The following is a 16,226-nucleotide window of genomic DNA, read 5'->3' on the forward strand; positions in this document are numbered from 1 at the left end:
CAGGGCGGCCGGAGGAGTACGATGGATCTCGCTTTCGGTCCGAAATACGAGGAGTTCCGCCAGGAAGTCCGTGCGTTTCTCGAGGCCCATCGGGGCGCCAAGCCGAAGGAGTCGCTGATCGAGGTCTCGGTCGAGGAGCGCTCGCGCTGGCTCTCGCTCCTGATCGAGCATGGCTACTGGGCGCGCACGCTTCCGAAGGCGTACGGCGGTCATGGCGCCGAGCCCGATCTCCTCGAGACCGTGATCATGGACGAGGAGTTCAACCGGGCGGGGGTGCACCGGGGCTTCAACGCCCAGGGGCCCTCGATGCTCGTCCCGACCCTGCTCGAGCACGGCAGCGAGGAACAGCGCGAGCGCTGGATCGGGCCGACGATGCGCGCCGAAGTGATCTGGTGCCAAGGTTATTCCGAGCCCGGCTCGGGCAGCGATCTCGCGAGTCTGCAGACGGCGGCCGTCGAGGACGGCGAGGACTTCCTGATCAATGGCCAGAAGATCTGGACCAGCAGCGCGGACATGTCGCAGATGTGCTTCCTGCTCGTGCGCACCGAGCCCGATGCCGCGAAGCACGCGGGCATCTCGTACGTCCTCGTTCCGATGGACACGCCGGGCATCGAGGTCCAGCCGCTCCAGACCATGTCGGGGAGCATCGGCGAGAACAGCTTCAATCAGGTGTGCTTCCGCGACGTGCGGATCCCTCAGGCCAACGTGGTGGGGAAGCGCGGCGAGGGCTGGAAGATCGCGAACACCACGCTCAAGCACGAGCGCAACAGCCTCAACTCGAACTCCGAGGCGACGCTCTTGCGACTCACGCGTCTGATGGAACGCGAAACCGTGAACGGGGTGCCGGCGATGGCGAGCCCGGTCTACCGCGACCGCCTGATGCGTCTTCAGGCGCGCGTGCTTTCGATGAAGCACCACGGCATGCGCATCCTCACCCACAGCCTCAAGAAGGAGTCGCCGGGCGTCGCGGGGCTGGTGACGAAACTCCAGAACTGCCAGCTCAACTTCGACATCGCGTCGCTCGCGATCGACGTGATGGGCGAACTCGGCAGCCTCTACGACCACGCGAAGTACGAACGCGAAAAGGGCTACTGGCACGCCCATTCGATCTTCTCGCTGGGGCTGATCATCGGCGGCGGCACCGCCCAGATCCAGAAGAACATCATCGCCGAACGCGGCCTCGGGCTTCCGCGCGAGCCGAAGCCGGCGCAGGCCTAGGGGGCGGCATGGATTTCGGACTCTCCGACGACCAGCGACTCCTCGACGAAACCATCCGCGGCTTCCTCGCCGACCAGGTGCCGATCACGCGCGTGCGCGAGTTGCGCGAGAAGGACACGGCCTGCGATCGCGAGATCTGGTCGTCCCTTGGCGAGCTCGGGATGACGGGCATCCTCGTCCCCGAGGCCCAGGGCGGCAGCGGTCTGGGGCTGCTCGATGCGGCGCTCGTCGCGCAGGCCCTGGGGTTCGCCGCGACGCCCGCTCCCTTCCTGGCCTCGGCCGTGATGGCGCCGGTGGCCCTGCGCAGTGTCGGTGGCGCTGCGGCCGAGGGCTGGCTCACCGAGATCGCGGCGGCGCGCAGCGTGATGGGCGTCGCGCTCACCGAGCTCTTCTCGGTGCGCGAGGACGCGGGCGTTCAGCTGGAGGGCGGCAAGCTCCGCGGCAAGTCGCTGATGGCGCTCGACGCCGTCGACACGGATCTCGTGCTGGTCGGCATCGATGCCGATCGCTTCGCGGTGGTGGGCGCCGACGCCCCGGGTCTCACGGCGACCCGTCTCGCCACCCTCGACGCCACCCGTTCCACCTCCGAGCTCGTGTTCGAGGGCGTCACGCCCGAGGCGGTCTTCGAGGACGCGGGCGACGCCCTGACGCGGACCTTCGAGGCCGGGCGCATTGCCCTCGCCGCCGACAGTCTGGGCGCGGCCGAGTCGATGCTCGCTCAGGCCGTCGAGTACGCCGGACAGCGCAAGCAGTTCAACCGCGTGATCGGCTCCTTCCAGGCCGTGAAGCACCTGTGCGCCGAGATGATCGGTGAGCTCGAGCCGGCGCGGTCGCTGGTCTGGTACGCCGCCCACAGCTTCGACGCGCTTCCCGACGAAGCGCCGCTGATGGCGTGTCACGCGCTCGCCCACGTGGCCGAGATCGGCCGCGAGATCGCGAGCACCGCCACCCAGGTACACGGCGGCATCGGCTGGACCGACGAGCAGAACCTCCACTTCTGGTTCAAGCGGATCGCCGTGGCGCGCCACCTGCTCGGTGGCCCGGAGCAGCTGCGCGAGCGCGCGGCGGCCCTCCAGGGCCTGGCCTGAACCCATCCCCGTCCCGCGGAGGCCTCCCATGCAGACGAAACTGGCGAAGGATCTCGGCCTCGAGTTCCCAATCTTTGCGTTCACCCATTGTCGCGACGTCGCGGCCGCCGTCTCGAAGGCCGGCGGCATGGGTGTCCTGGGTGTGGCCGGGCACTCGGCGAAGGGCCTGCGCGCCGAGCTCGAGTGGATCGAGAACGAGGTCGGCGACAAGCCCTACGGCGTGGACCTCCTGCTTCCCACCAAGTTCGTCGGGAGCGGGAAGAGCTACAGCAGCGAAGAGCTCGACGCCCAGATCCCCGACACCCACAAGCAGTTCCTCGACGACCTGCTGGCGAAGCACGAGGTCCCGCCCCTGGCCGGGGACGCGAAGCTCGGCGAAGAGTTCGCGGTGGGCTACGAGAAGCAGCGCGATGTGATCGAGCTGCTCTTCGAGCACCGCATCTCGTTGATCGCCAGCGCGCTCGGGCCGCCGCCGACCTGGATGATCGAGAAGGGTCGGGAGAAGGGCGTGCTCGTCGCGGCGTTGGCCGGCACCGTCGACCACGCACGTCGTCACGTCGAAGCCGGCGTCGACATCGTGGTCGCGCAGGGCGGGGAGGCCGGCGGCCACACGGGGGACATCTCGACCATGGTGCTGGTGCCCGAGGTCGTGGATGCCGTGGCGCCGGTACCGGTGCTCGCGGCGGGCGGCATCGGCAACGGCCGCCAGGTGACGGCTTCGCTCGCGTTGGGAGCGCAGGGGGTCTGGACCGGATCGCTCTGGCTCACCACCGAAGAGGCGGAAACCCACCCGGTGGTGAAGGAGAAGTTCCTGCAGGCGACCTCGCGCGACACGGTGCGCAGCCGCTCGCTCACGGGAAAGCCCGCCCGCCAGCTGCGCAGTGCCTGGACCGAGGCCTGGGAGGACCCGGCGAACCCGGATCCGCTCCCCATGCCGCTCCAGCCCCGGCTGGTGCGCGAGGCCCAGGCCCGGATCCAGCGGACGGCGCACAAGTCGCCCGGCGCCGCCGAGCTCTCCAACTACTTCGTCGGGCAGATCGTGGGCTCGATGAACCAGGTGCAGTCGGTTCGCAGCGTCGTGGAAGGCCTGGTCCAGGAGTACGCCGACACGATGGAGCGCCTGGATTCCTGGGCCGAAGGCGAGGAGTGAGAAGGCGCCCGGGGCAGGGCGTGATGCTCAAGAGCCCTTGAGTTTCTAGGGGCCTCCGCTGCACACTGGCGCCAGCAGAATGCTGAAGGGCCCATTCCCGTCGCCGCGCGGCGTCTTTCGAGCGCCTTCGTCGTTCCCGAAGCTCGCCGTAGCGACACTACGGCTTCGTTTCGGCGCCTCGAATGCACCCGAAACTCGCTCGCGAGGTTCGGTCCAGGGCCCTCCAACAACCTGCTAGCGGAGGGATCCTTGGAAAAGCACTACGCCACCCTGTGGGAGGCGATCACCGATCGCATCGGAGATCGCGAGGCGCTCGTCTGCGGAGACGTGCGTCGCACCTGGTCCGAGTACGACGAGCGTTCGGCACGCTTCAGTGCCGCGTTGGCGGATGCCGGCCTGAAGCCCGACTCGAAGGTCGGGCTCTACCTGTACAACTCGCCCGAGTACCTCGAAGCCCAGTACGGCTGCTTCAAGGGACGCCAGGTCCCGATCAACGTCAACTACCGCTATCTCGACGACGAGCTCCTCTACCTGCTCGAGAACTCGGATGCGGAAGCGCTCGTCTACCACTCGAGCCTCGGCGATCGCGTCGCGCGGGTGATGGAGCGGGCGAAGGGCGTGCGCCGCTGGATCGAGGTCGATGACGGCGGTGACTCGGTCCCGGGCAGCGTGGCCTACGAGGATCTCATCGCCGGGAACGATCCCGCCGCGCGCATCAACCGCGCCGAGAGCGACATCTACATGCTCTACACGGGCGGCACCACCGGGATGCCGAAGGGCGTGATGTACGACGTCGGCGGGATGCTGCAGGGGTTCATCGGGATCGGCTTCCCGATCCTGGTGGGACGGCTGCCCGAGGTCGACGAGATCCCGAGCATCGCCGAGGAACTGTGGAAGGAAGGCAACCACCTGGTGTCGATCCCCGCGTGTCCGCTCATGCACGGGACCGGCGTCTGGCTGGGCGCGATGATTCCCCAGATGAGCGGTGCGAAGGTGGTGCTGCTCGAGAGCCGCTCCTTCGACGCCCACGAGCTCTGGCGGGTATCGGCGCAGGAGCAGGTGAGCCAGCTCGTGATCGTGGGCGACGCCTTCGCGAAACCGATGCTGCGCGCCCTCGACGAGGCGAAGGAGCAGGGGAAGCCCCACGACCCGAGCTCGGTGAAGCTGATGGTCTCGTCCGGGGTGATGTGGACGAGCGAGGTGAAGGAGCGCCTGCTCGAGTGGCAGGACTGGCTGCTGGTCGACGCGATGGGCAGCAGCGAAGGCAGCATGGGGACCCAGATCACCTCGCGCGGCAACGTCGGCGAGACCGCGAAGTTCGCGATGAATCCGACCACGAAGGTCTTCACCGAAGACGGCCGCGAGGTCCAGCCCGGCTCGGGCGAGACGGGCATGGTGGCGGCGGGTGGCCTCGTCCCGATCGGCTACTTCAAGGACGAGAAGAAGTCGGCGGCCACCTTCAAGACGATCGACGGGGTCCGCTACTCCTTCCCCGGTGACTGGGCGTCGATCGAAGCCGACGGCACGCTGAAGCTGTTGGGCCGCGGCTCGAACTGCATCAACACCGCGGGCGAGAAGGTCTACCCGGAAGAGGTGGAAGAGGCGGTGAAGCAGCACCCGGACGTGCTCGACTGCCTTGTGGTGGGAGTCGAGGACGAGAAGTTCGGCCAGCGCGTCACCGGGGTCGCGTCTCCGCGGCCGGGTCGGGAGCTCGACGGCGCGTCGCTCCGCGAGTTCACCCGCGAGAAGCTGGCCGCCTACAAGGTGCCGAAGCAGCTCTTCGTGGTGGAGAAGGTCCAGCGCGCGCCGAACGGGAAGGCCGACTACCCGTGGGCCCGCAAGGTGGTCGAGGAGCGGGGCTCCTAGGCGGCGCTACGCGACGGTCAGTCGGTCGCCGACGCGCAGGGTGCCGGGCTTCCCGACGGTCATGTAGTTCCCGAAGATGACGCCCGAACCGAAGCGTTCTTCGGCGGGCTTCCGGCGGTAGTCGCTGAGCACCTTCATCAGGTCGGTCTTCGGGCGGTTGCCGGTCTTCTGGTCGGTCGTGATGATCACGCAGCGCTCGGCCGGGGTGACCTGGAGGAGTTCGGCGTCGCCGTTGCCGATGCGGTCGATGTGATCCTCGGCGTAGGCATCCATGCCGTCGACCACGACGTTGATCCGGAACCGGTCCATCGGCACCGGCTCGTCCAGGCGCGCGTTGAGATCGTCGAGGGAGGCCTGGTTGGCCAGGGACACCGGCGAAGCCGCGAAGAAGCGGTGCTTCGGCTGGGTGTGGAGGCGTTCCATCTGGGGGATCGGGAAGTTGATCTTCCAGGGAGCGCCGGGGGAGACCAGCCGCACGGGTCGCCCGACCGCCTGACCGAGCCAGTCGGCGACGGCGTCGCCCTGGTCGATGGTCTCCATGTCGTCGAGCACCCACTTCGCCTTGCGAAGGTCGCCGTGCTCCCGGATCTCGTGCTCGAAGGCGCCGTGGTCGGGGTGGGAGAAGCGGAGGCGGCCGGCGGCTCGATCCAGGTCGACGCCGAGCGCGGCCACCTGGGGCGTGTCCTTCTGGTCGACGAGCTGCCCGTCTTCCCAGATCACGAACTCGCGGTCGCCGACGATGCCGAGCTCGGTGATGTCGAGCTGGTCGACGGGCACCCCCTGGCACCCCTTCACCGGAAAGACCTGGAGCTCGCGGACCGTCACCTGGGACATGGGGCCTCCGGCGGCGTCGTGGGCGGGCCGCTCAGGCGCGTTGGCTGCTGACCGCGACGACTTCGCCCGTCATGTAGGAAGCATAGTCGCTGGCGAGGAAGACCATCACGTTCGCGATCTCCCAGGGCTCGGCAGCACGCCCGAAGGCCTCGCGGCCCACCAGCTCTTCGAGCAGCCCGTCGGGCGTGACCTTCGACAGGAACTCGTGCATCGCGAGGCTCGGCGAGACGGCGTTGATGCGCACGCCCGAACCCGCGGCCTCCATCGCCGAGCAGCGGGTGAAGGCCATCACGCCCGCCTTCGCCGCGGCGTAGTGGGACTGCCCTTCCTGGGCGCGCCAACCCAGCACCGAGGCGTTGTTCACGATGGCGCCGCTGCCGCGCTCGGTCATGTGGGGGAGCACGGCGCGCGTCATGCGGAAGACCGAGGTCAAGGTGACGTCGAGGACCTGGTGCCACTGCTCGTCGGTCATCTCCGCGACGGGCGCGAAACCGCCGAGGCCGGCGTTGTTGATCAGCACGTCGATCTGACCGAGCTCGCCGATCGCCGTGTCGATCAGGTTCCGCACCTGGGCTTCGTCGGTGACGTTGCAGAGGCAGGTGGCCGGCGCGGTCCCGCCGATCGCAGCGAGCTTCTCGGCCGCTTCGCCGAGTCGCCGCTCGTGCAGGTCGCTGATCAGGACCCGCGCGCCTTCCTCGACGCAGCGCTGAGCCACCGAGAAGCCGATCCCGGTGCCGGCGGCGGCGGTGATGACGACGGTCTTGCCCTCGAGCAGGGCGTGTCCTTTCGGAGGCGTGGGGACGATCGGCATGTCAGGCGGGGCGCGGTTCGCGCGGCATGCCGAGGGCGCGCTCGGAGATGATGTTGCGTTGGATCTGGTTCGAGCCGGCGTAGATCGTCTCGGAGCGGGTGAACAGGAACAGGCGCTGCAAGGCGTTCAGCTCGTAGGGCAGGGCGTCGCCGATCTCGGCTTCCGGCCCGAGCACGTCCATGGCCAGCTTCCCCAGGTTCCGATGCCAGGTGGCCCAGTAGATCTTCGTCACCAGGGCCGCGGCGGGGAGGTCGCTGCCGGCGTCCGACAGGATGCGCAGCGCGTTGTACCGCATGATCTCGAGACCAATCCAGGCGTCGGCGAGGCGCTGGCGGATCTGGGGATCCTCGGCGGCTCCGTTCTGCTTCGCGATCGCGACGATCTCGTCGAGTTCGTTCTGGAACAGGATGTTCTGGCCGAGGGTCGAGGTGCCGCGCTCGAAGGCGAGGGTGCCGTTCGCGACCTTCCAGCCATCCCCCGGTGCACCGACGATGTTCCCCGCGTCGGTCCGCGCGCCGTCGAAGAAGGTTTCGCTGAACTCGGCAGTGCCCGTGATCTGAGGGATCGGGCGGATCTCGACGCCGTCCTGCTTCATCGGCACCAGCAGGTAGGAGAGCCCCTTGTGCTTCGGCACGTCCGGGTCGGTGCGGCAGAGCACGAAGGCCCAGTCGCTCCACTCGGCCCAGGACGTCCAGACCTTCTGGCCGTCGAGGATCCAGGCGTCGCCTTCGAGGCGCGCTCGGGTCTGGACGTTCGCCAGGTCCGAACCCGCGTTCGGCTCCGAGTAGCCCTGGCACCAGAGCTCTTCCCCGCGCTGGATCGGCGGCAGGAAGCGCGCCTTCTGCTCGTCGCTGCCGAAGGCGATCACGGTGGGCGCCAGCAGGTTCTCGCCGATGTGGCCGATCCGTCCGGGCGCCTGGGCCCGGGCGTACTCCTCGTGGAAGATCACCTGGCGTCCGAGAGAGGCGTCCTGGCCGCCGAGGGCCTTCGGCCAGGCGAGGCCGATCCAGCCGGCCTGGCCCAGGTGGCGCTCCCATGCGACGCGCTCGTCGACGTAGGCCGTTTCGTCCCCGGGGCCGCCCCGTCCCCGCAGCTTCGAGAACTCGGGGGTCGCCAGCTCGGATTCGAGCCAATCCGAGATTTCCTTGCGAAACTGCTCGTCTTCCGGATCGAATTGCAGATGCATCCCAGGGCCTCGCGCCGGCGTAAATTCCGATACGCTACGGATCGTAAGCAACCCGCTGGGTTGCTGCCATGAACGACCCGGAGCTGCCATGACCGACCCCGCTCAGGAACGCACGCTGCCCCGCATGGTGGCGGCTGCCGTCGCCCGCTACGGCGATCGGCCCGCCATCGAGGACAGCGACACGCGCTACTCGTTCCGCGAGCTGGGGGCCGCCGCCGAGCGGGTGGGGCGCGCGCTGGTCGCATCGGGTTGCCAGCACGGCGATCGCGTCTCGATCTGGGCCCCGAACGTGGCCGAGTGGGTCGTCGCAGCCATCGGCATCCAGAGCATCGGTGCGGTGCTCGTGCCGCTCAGCACCCGACACAAGGGGGCGGAAGCCGCGTACCAGCTGCAGAAGAGCGGCGCGCGTTGGCTCTTCACCGTCGCAGGATTCCTCGACACCGACTACGTCGGCATGCTCGAAGGCCAGGACCTCCCGGACCTCGAGGGCCTGGTGCTCCTGCGCGGCGAAGATCCGCGCGCAACGTCCTTCGGCGCCTTCCTGGCCCAGGGCGACGCCACCTCGGACGAGGCGTTCCGCGCCCGCGCCGATGCCGTGTCCCCCGACGACATGCTCGACATGCTCTTCACCTCGGGCACGACGGGAAAGCCGAAGGGGGTGATGACCGACCACGGTCAGAACCTCGCCGTCTTCGAGACCTGGTCCGGGCTGATCTCGCTCTGCGACGACGATCGCTACCTGGTGGTCGCGCCTTTCTTCCACACCTTCGGCTACAAGGCCGGCTGGCTGTCTTCGGTGATGCGCGGTGCGACGATCGTTCCGCAGGCCGTCTTCGACGCCGAGGACGTGTTGCAGCGCATCGAGCGCGAGCGGATCACCGTGATGCCCGGCGCGCCGACCATCTACCAGTCGCTTCTCTCGGTTCCTGACTGGCAGCGCTTCGACCTCTCGAGCCTGCGCGCGGCGACGACCGGTGCGGCCGCGATCCCGGTCGCGCTGATCCGCCAGATGAAGGAAGAGCTGGGCTTCGACCTCGTGCTGACGGCCTACGGGCTCACCGAGTCGTGTGGGACCGTGAGCATGTGCGAGCCCGACGACGACCCGGAGACGATCGCGAACACCTCGGGGAAGCCGATTCCGGGTGTCGAGGTGCGCTGCGTCGACCCGGACGGCAAGGACGTGAAGCCGGGAGAGCCCGGTGAGATCTGGGTGCGCGGCTTCAACGTGATGCGTGGCTACTTCGATGCGGCCGAGCAGACCAAGGAGACGATCACCGCCGATGGCTGGCTGCGCACCGGCGACATCGGCGTGATGGACGCGCGGGGCTACCTCCAGATCACCGATCGCCTGAAGGACATGTTCATCATGGGCGGGTTCAACTGCTACCCGGCCGAGATCGAGAACCTGATGTTCTCCCACGACGCGATCGCCCAGGTGGCCGTGATCGGGGTGCCCGACGAACGCATGGGCGAAGTGGGCATGGCCTTCGTGGTGCCGGCGCCGGGCCACACGCCCGACGCCGACGGGTTGATCGCCTGGTGTCGCGAGCAGATGGCCAACTACAAGGTCCCCCGTCGCGTCGAGATCGTGGACGCCCTGCCGATCAACGCCGGCGGCAAGGTCGACAAGGTCGCCCTGCGCGCACGCGCTGCGGCGTGAGCCCTCCCGCCGCCGACGCACTGCTCACCGAAACCCTCGCGGGCTCCCGCGAGGCGGGGCTCTGGGCGCTGATCGAGGCGCGGGCCGCGGTGTCGCCCGACGCGGTCTTCCTGGTCGGTGAGGGAAACTTGCATCTCACCTTCGCGGGCTACCGCGATCGCGCCGAGCGCGTGGCGGCTGCGCTGGCGTCCCGTGGCGTCGGGTCCGGGACCCCTGTGTCCTGGATGCTCCCTACGAGTGTCGAGGCGATCGTGCTGTGCGGCGCACTCGCGCGGCTCGGAGTGATCCAGAATCCGGTCCTGCCGATCTATCGCGAGCGAGAGACGCGCTTCGTGCTCGGTCAGACCGGGGCACGGGCGCTGTTCGTACCGCCCAAGTTTCGCGGCTTCGACTACGGGTCGATGGCGCGCACGCTCGCCGCCGAGTCGCCACACCTCGATGTCTACGAGATCGGCGAGCTGCCCGAAGCCGATCCTGCCGAGCTGCCGCCGCCGCCCGCTGACACGGAAGCCCGCACGACGCGCTGGGTCTTCTACACGTCGGGCACCACGGCCGATCCGAAGGGCGCGCGCCACACCGACGCGGCGCTGATCGCGACCCACGCGGGCATGGCCCGTGCGCTCGATCTCCGCGCCGACTCGCGGGTGGCGCTCGTGTTTCCCGTGACCCACGTCGGTGGGGTGGGCTGGTTGATCGCGAGCTTTCTCTCCGGCTGTACCCACATCGTGGTGCCCGCCTTCGTGCCCGACGCGACGATCCCGCTGCTCGCCCGCCACGGCGTGACCCACGCGGGTGCGGGCACGGCGTTCCACCAGGCCTACCTGGCCGCCCAGCGTGCCCAGCCCGACACGCCCGTGTTTCCCGAGGTCGTGGCGTTTCCCGGCGGTGGAGCACCCAAGCCGCCCGAACTCCACTTCGACATCCAGCGCGAGTTGGGGGGGGTGGGGATCGTGTCCGGCTACGGGCTGACCGAGTGTCCGATCGTCGCCATGGGGCGCGTTTCGGATCCGCCCGAACAGCTCGCCCACAGCGAGGGGCGTCGGAACCCCGCCACCGCCGAGATCCGGATCGTCGGCGCCGCCGAAGCCGAGTGCGCGCCCGGGGAAGAAGGGGAGATCCGCGTCCGGGGGCCCCAGCTCTTCAAGGGGTACCTCGACGCCGATCTGGACGCCGCGGCGTTCGACGCCCAGGGCTTCCTCCGCACGGGCGATCTGGGCAGCCTCGATGCCCAGGGCTACTTGCGCGTCACCGGGCGGCTCAAGGACGTGATCATCCGCAAAGGCGAGAACATCAGCGCGAAGGAGGTCGAGGACCTCCTCTACCAGCACCCCCAGGTAGAGGACGTCGCGGTGATCGGGCTGCCCGACCCGGCGCTCGGCGAGCGTTGTTGCGCGGTGGTTGCGTGTTCCGGCGAAGTCCTGGGCTTCGATGCGATGGTGCGCTTCCTGAAGGACGCGGGCTTGATGATGCAAAAGATCCCGGAGCAGCTCGAAATCGTGGATCGCGTCCCCCGCAACCCGGCCGGCAAGCTCGAAAAGCAGGCGCTGCGCGAACGCTTCGGGAGTACCGGCGCGGGCTGACCGGTGACGGTCCTCACACAGCGAACCCGCGAGCGCGTCCGTTACGGGGATCGGACGGGGCCGTGGGGGACTCTTGGATGGGGACCATTCGTGTCGTCGAACACCGACCGCAGCAGCGGAGGAGCTTTCGCTGGCGGGCGCCGGGGGCGCCTTCGAAGCTTGCGCTGGGTGTCCTCGGACTGACGCTCGGCTTTGGGGCGTTGGCGGTCGGCAACAGCATGGCGGCCTACCGCGATCTCTTCGGAGCCACCCTGGCCCTGGCGCCGGAGGGGCTTGCGCATGAGATCGTGGGCCAGACCCGGCTGTATCTGAACGTGACGGCGGCGATCTGCTCGGGCTGGGCGATCGCCGTAGCGGCGCTCTGTGCCGCCTACGTGCACCGGCTCATGGGACCGACCGTGGCGCTCGAGCGCCACGTGCGCGCGCTGTCCGCGGGGGACTACAGCGCGCGGGTGTCCCTGCGCCGGGGGGCGCATGCGTACACCGATCTCGCTCGCGGGTTGAATGCGCTCGCGGAGCGACTCGAGCGGACGCAGCGCTGATGGCGTCGCGCCGGCCTGGGGGGGCCGGCGCGGGGCCTGCGCCTCGAGTGCTTGCGCGGTTGCGCTGCTTCGATGTAGCGCGGCGCGAATCGATGCTTCGGCGAAACCCTTGGTCGCGGCGCGCGCCACTCGCGTAGCATGATCCGGTCTTCGCTTGGGGGGTGTGCAGATATTGGCTCACGACCCCGACCGAACTTGGAGGGGTCATGCTGCCGTTGCGTTTCGTGTGGATGGTGTTCGTTGTGTCTGTCGCGAGTGGTCCCGCGCTCGCCCAACTCCAGGTGGTCGGAAGCGTCACCGCCATCCCGACCGGGTTGGTCGACGTCGATCCGGACAGCGGCGCCGGCACGCTCGTGTCCGAGCTGCAGGTGTTCTCCGGGATCCTGGACGCCGACGACTCGGGCGACGGAGACCTGTTGGTGCTCTACGCGGGAAGCCCCGGCTTCTTCGAACCGGCGGTGGTGCGCGTCGATCCCGTGACGGGCAGCCAGACCCTGGTTGCGCGGGGGACGGGCACATCGGTGCCTCCGGGGCTGCTGGATCAAGCGTCGGCCATCGCGCGTGGGGACGGGGGGCAGATCGTCGTCCTCGGCGAGAGCACCGCGCCCACCCTGACCGAGATCGGTTTGGCCGGCACTCAGACGGCCCGTCCGATCTCGCCCAGCATCGGCGATCCGGTCGACCTCGTCGTCGAGCCTTCGGGAGACGTGCTGCTCTACGACGTCGCGCCCGCATTCGGGGGCGGTCCCGGCGTGTTTCGGGTCGACCAGACAACGGGCGTGGCGACCAGCATCGCGAGCGGCGGCTTCCTCAGCCTGGCGGGCCCGCCGCCCCAGCAGGCAAGGCTGGCGCTCCTCGGTACGCGCCTGTTCGTACTCGCGAACGGGGTGCTCGTCGAGGTGGACATCACGACCGGTGCCCAGACCTTGGTGTCGATCTTCGTGTCGGGAACCGAGATCGACGTCGACGCGCTGGGCAACCCGATCGTGTTCGAAGGGACGGACCCGACGGCCGGCACCACGACGACCGGCGTCTATCGGATCGACCCCGCCACGGCCACCCAGACCCCGCTTGCGAGCGGCGGGCTGCTGGACAGTGAGGCGGTCGCGGTGGTGGTGCTGGGTTCCAGCATCTACACCGCTTCGACCGCCCCCAACCCGCCGTTTACGTTCAGCGCGGCCCTCGTCGAGATCTTCCCGAGCACCGGCGCCCAGCGACCCGTCGATGAGGTGCCGGGTGTGGGTTTCTTCCGGATCACCGTGGGGGCACTCGGCGAGGTCTTCGGCGCGAACGCCTTCGGCGGGTTCGGGAGCATCGATCCCGCGACAGGGGCGATCCGTGCGGTGTCTCCCTCGGGTTTCCTGTTCAGCAAGAGCGACATCGCCATCGACCCCACGACCGACGACCTGCTCGCGCTCGGGGCCTTCAACGGGGCCGGCGACGGGATCGTGCGGATCGACACGGTGACGGGCTCCCAGCTTCCCGTGGCGGTCGGCGGCTTGATCCAGCTCCCCGTCGTCGGCGGCGGCATGGCCGTCGACGATGCGGGCGGGGTCTATCTGTTGAGCGTCGTCGGCGCGGGACCCGCGAGCGTGATCCGCGTCGATCTCGACACCGGCGCCCAGACGCTCCTGCCCAGCGGGCCGCTGTTGTCGAACCCGGTCGATCTCGCGATCGGACCGGATGGCGACCTGTTCATCTACGACACCCAGGCGAACCTCTCGTTCGCCGGCATCGTCCGGAAGGATCCCATCACCGGCGCAGAGAGCCTGGTCCCGACGACCTCGGGCAGCCTCCCGGGCTTCGGGCGGATCACCGCTGCGAGCGAGGATGTGTTCGTTGGAATCTCGGGGCCCGGCGGGGGGATGGACCTCGTCTACGCCGTGGACGTCATGACCGGAGCGCTCACCCCGCTGTCGGGAAGCGGTCTCCTGGGTGATGGGATCATCGACCTCGAAGCCCCGATGTCGCTGCCGGAGCCGGGGGCGCTCGTCCTGCAGGCGACGGGCGTCGTGCTGGTGCTCTGGCTCGCGCGCACGCGACGGGGGCGCCAGCTTCGCTGAGCGCCCTCGCTGGTCGATAGGTAGACCGGCGCCCACGCACCCCGGGGCCGAGCGAGATCAGTGCGGCGCTGCGGTGTCGTGCCGTGGCCGGAGTGGCAACACCAGTTCGAGTGCAGTGCCGACACCGGGCTCTGAGGCGATGCGCACGGCGCCCGCGTGCATGTGCAGGATGCCCAGCAGCGTCGACAGGCCGAGGCCTCGACCGGGGAACTTCGTGGAGTAGAACGGGTCGAAGATGCGCGGGAGGTCGGCCGCCGCCACACCGCAACCCTCGTCCGCGACCTCGAGGAAGACGTACTCGCCGGCGTCGCGGCCCTCTCCCATTACGAATCGGCAGAGCGCGTCTGGGGTCAGGTGCCGGCGGCCGCCGGTGAGCGTGACCGAGCCGTCCCTTCCACTCAGGGCTTCCGCACTGTTCTGGAGGAGTCCCGAGAGCGCTTGCTGGAGCAGACTCGCGTCTCCGAGGATGGGCGCGGGCGTCTCGGGCAGGACGATCTCGATCGGCGCACCGGCGAACCCCGCCGCCGTCTTGTGCACCAGCTCGAAGAAGTCGAGGGGCTCGTCGCGGCGCACCGAGTTTCCGGAGAACTGCAGCAGCTGCCCGGTGAGCTGGGTGGCGCGCTCCGCTTCGCGATCGATGTCGAGGGTGAGATCCCGTACGACCCGGTCTTCCGTGGCGGTTCGGATCGTGGCTGACGTCATCAGGAGGGTGGTCAGGATGTTGTTGAACTGATGCACGATCCCGCCCGCCATCGTGCCGAGCCGCTCGAGTTCGTTCGTGAGGTGGCGCCGCTCGATCTCGGCCACCTGCGCTTCCAGCTGCCGGGCGTAGGCACGGGACGAGCGCGCTTCCTCCTCGGACCGTCGCCTCGAGGATTCGTAGGCCCAGGTGACCCCGAAGGTCGCCATCACGAGGAGCAGCGCGCCGAGGAAGCGGGTCGACTCGCCCGGGTAGGCGGGAAGCGGGTAGGGAAATGGAAGGCCCGCGATCGACCAGCACGCCGTCGCGAACAGGTAGGCGCAGGTGAACGCGGTCCAGAGCGTCGCCGCGCGTCGGCTCGTCAGCAGCAGGGCGACCAGCGGCATCAGCGATGCGCCGAAGAGGAGCGCGAAGAGCTGCCCCCCGGTGGCCATCGTGACCGCTGCCAGGGTGGGAAAGGAGATGCCGACGAAGGCGTTCGCGAGGTGATCGAGGGAGCGGCCGCGCTTCAGCGGGACGAGCAGAGCGGCGACCCCGGCTGCGTTCAGGGCCGCGAGCGCAGCGAGCCCAGGCTGCTGGGCCCAGACGAATACGGCCCCGGCGCCGAGGTAGGCAGCGGTGCCGACGAAGATCGAGCCAGCGAGGTGGCGGGCACGTCTTCGGACTTCGCGCGGACCGGAGAGGTACGTCGACGCCAGCCACCGGTCGAGTTTCGAGTGGTGGACGTCCCACGCCTGCGCTTGTCGGACCCGCATCGGAATCTCGCTGACCTCGAATCGGCGGGAGCCGGAAGACCTCTATCGGAAGATGCCCAGGTCTTGAATACGTGTTTCTACCTAGGCGCGGCGAGCGGGGCCTGATGTCCTCTGGGCTCAGCCGTGGCGGATGCCGCCGAGCGCCAGGGAGACCAGCTGGGGCACGACCTTCTCGCTGATCCCCGGCCGGGTGAACAGGGTGCGCACGGTGAACGGCCCGAGGATCAGGTCGGCCGCCAGCTCGAGGTCGGTCTCGGCCGGGATCTCGCCGCGGTCGATCGCGCGCTGGAGCACGCGCAGCAGGGGCTGACGTCGGCCACGAACGACCGGGGCGAAGCGTTCCATCAGCTCCGGATTGTGGGAGAGCTCACCGGCGAGGCTCGGGGTGATCGCCCCGAGCGGGGTCGAGCTGTAGATCTTCAGGTAGCTGCGGAGCATCTGCTCGAGGTCGGACACCAGGTTTCCGGTGTCCGCGTCCTCCAGGCCGGGCAGCTGCCCGAAGGCCTCGATGACCAGCGGCAGCTTCGACGACCAGCGCCGGTAGATGGTTGCCTTGCCCACACCGGCGCGACCCGCGATGCCCTCGACGGTCAGGCCCGAATAGCCGTGCTCGGCGAGCAGCGCGAGCGTGGCGTCCAGGATCGCCTGGTGGGCTTCCTCGCTGCGCGGGCGACCAGCAGCGCTGGCGGCGGGGTTCTCTGCGGCCACACGGGACCTCGGTGCGGGGCGGTCGGTCGGTCCACCGCCCGGGGAGCGGAATTCCGATACTGTAC

General features: G+C 69.1%; 13 protein-coding genes. 8 read left to right on the forward strand and 5 right to left on the reverse strand.

What is annotated here, in order from left to right:
- Positions 1-21 precede the first annotated feature (21 nt).
- The 4 genes from AAF430_21255 (at position 22) to AAF430_21270 (ending at position 5,322) form a co-directional block, all read left to right on the forward strand.
- A complete protein-coding gene (locus tag AAF430_21255) occupies positions 22-1,218 on the forward strand; it encodes an acyl-CoA dehydrogenase family protein (protein ID MEM7412774.1) in 1,197 nt (398 codons plus the stop codon).
- 8 nt (positions 1,219-1,226) lie between these two features.
- Positions 1,227-2,306 carry an acyl-CoA dehydrogenase family protein gene (locus tag AAF430_21260; protein ID MEM7412775.1) on the forward strand — a complete coding sequence of 360 codons (1,080 nt, stop codon included), beginning with the start codon at positions 1,227-1,229 and terminating at the stop codon, positions 2,304-2,306.
- Positions 2,307-2,334: 28 nt separating this feature from the next.
- Positions 2,335-3,456, forward strand: coding sequence for a nitronate monooxygenase (locus AAF430_21265; protein MEM7412776.1), 1,122 nt, complete (start codon positions 2,335-2,337; stop codon positions 3,454-3,456).
- 249 nt (positions 3,457-3,705) lie between these two features.
- Positions 3,706-5,322 (forward strand): AMP-binding protein, encoded by a 1,617-nt coding sequence (locus AAF430_21270; protein ID MEM7412777.1) that lies wholly within the window; start codon positions 3,706-3,708, stop codon positions 5,320-5,322.
- A 6-nt stretch (positions 5,323-5,328) separates the two neighbouring features.
- Here the strand turns inward: AAF430_21270 and AAF430_21275 are convergent, their stop codons facing one another.
- From AAF430_21275 to AAF430_21285, 3 genes are read right to left on the reverse strand one after another with little or no spacing between them, the layout of a single operon-like run.
- Positions 5,329-6,156 carry an MOSC N-terminal beta barrel domain-containing protein gene (locus AAF430_21275; GenBank protein ID MEM7412778.1) on the reverse strand — a complete coding sequence of 276 codons (828 nt, stop codon included), beginning with the start codon at positions 6,154-6,156 and terminating at the stop codon, positions 5,329-5,331.
- 31 nt (positions 6,157-6,187) lie between these two features.
- A complete protein-coding gene (locus AAF430_21280; protein MEM7412779.1) occupies positions 6,188-6,967 on the reverse strand; it encodes an SDR family oxidoreductase in 780 nt (259 codons plus the stop codon).
- A 1-nt stretch (position 6,968) separates the two neighbouring features.
- On the reverse strand, positions 6,969-8,153 hold the full coding sequence (locus AAF430_21285; GenBank protein ID MEM7412780.1) for an acyl-CoA dehydrogenase family protein: 1,185 nt from the start codon (positions 8,151-8,153) through the stop codon (positions 6,969-6,971).
- A gap of 88 nt (positions 8,154-8,241) precedes the next feature.
- Between AAF430_21285 and AAF430_21290 the strand changes: the two genes are divergently transcribed.
- The 4 genes from AAF430_21290 (at position 8,242) to AAF430_21305 (ending at position 13,998) form a co-directional block, all read left to right on the forward strand.
- Complete coding sequence (locus AAF430_21290; protein ID MEM7412781.1) at positions 8,242-9,813, forward strand: FadD3 family acyl-CoA ligase; 1,572 nt, start codon at positions 8,242-8,244, stop codon at positions 9,811-9,813.
- Positions 9,810-11,393, forward strand: coding sequence for an AMP-binding protein (locus AAF430_21295; protein MEM7412782.1), 1,584 nt, complete (start codon positions 9,810-9,812; stop codon positions 11,391-11,393). The genes AAF430_21290 and AAF430_21295 overlap by 4 nt, the downstream gene beginning before the upstream one ends.
- 77 nt (positions 11,394-11,470) lie before the next feature.
- The gene (locus AAF430_21300; GenBank protein ID MEM7412783.1) at positions 11,471-11,935 is read left to right on the forward strand and encodes a hypothetical protein; all 465 of its coding nucleotides are present in this window, start codon (positions 11,471-11,473) and stop codon (positions 11,933-11,935) included.
- A 206-nt stretch (positions 11,936-12,141) separates the two neighbouring features.
- On the forward strand, positions 12,142-13,998 hold the full coding sequence (locus AAF430_21305; protein MEM7412784.1) for a hypothetical protein: 1,857 nt from the start codon (positions 12,142-12,144) through the stop codon (positions 13,996-13,998).
- A gap of 57 nt (positions 13,999-14,055) precedes the next feature.
- On the opposite strand, the gene AAF430_21310 is transcribed toward AAF430_21305, so the two are convergent.
- Positions 14,056-15,453, reverse strand: a complete 1,398-nt coding sequence (locus AAF430_21310) for an ATP-binding protein (GenBank protein ID MEM7412785.1) — start codon at positions 15,451-15,453, stop codon at positions 14,056-14,058.
- 117 nt (positions 15,454-15,570) lie between these two features.
- Positions 15,571-16,226 (reverse strand): TetR/AcrR family transcriptional regulator (locus tag AAF430_21315; GenBank protein MEM7412786.1); only part of this gene is annotated, 656 nt, incomplete at its 5' end.

Source organism: Myxococcota bacterium (genome assembly GCA_039030075.1).
Classification (GTDB): Bacteria; Myxococcota_A; UBA9160; order UBA9160; family SMWR01; genus JAHEJV01.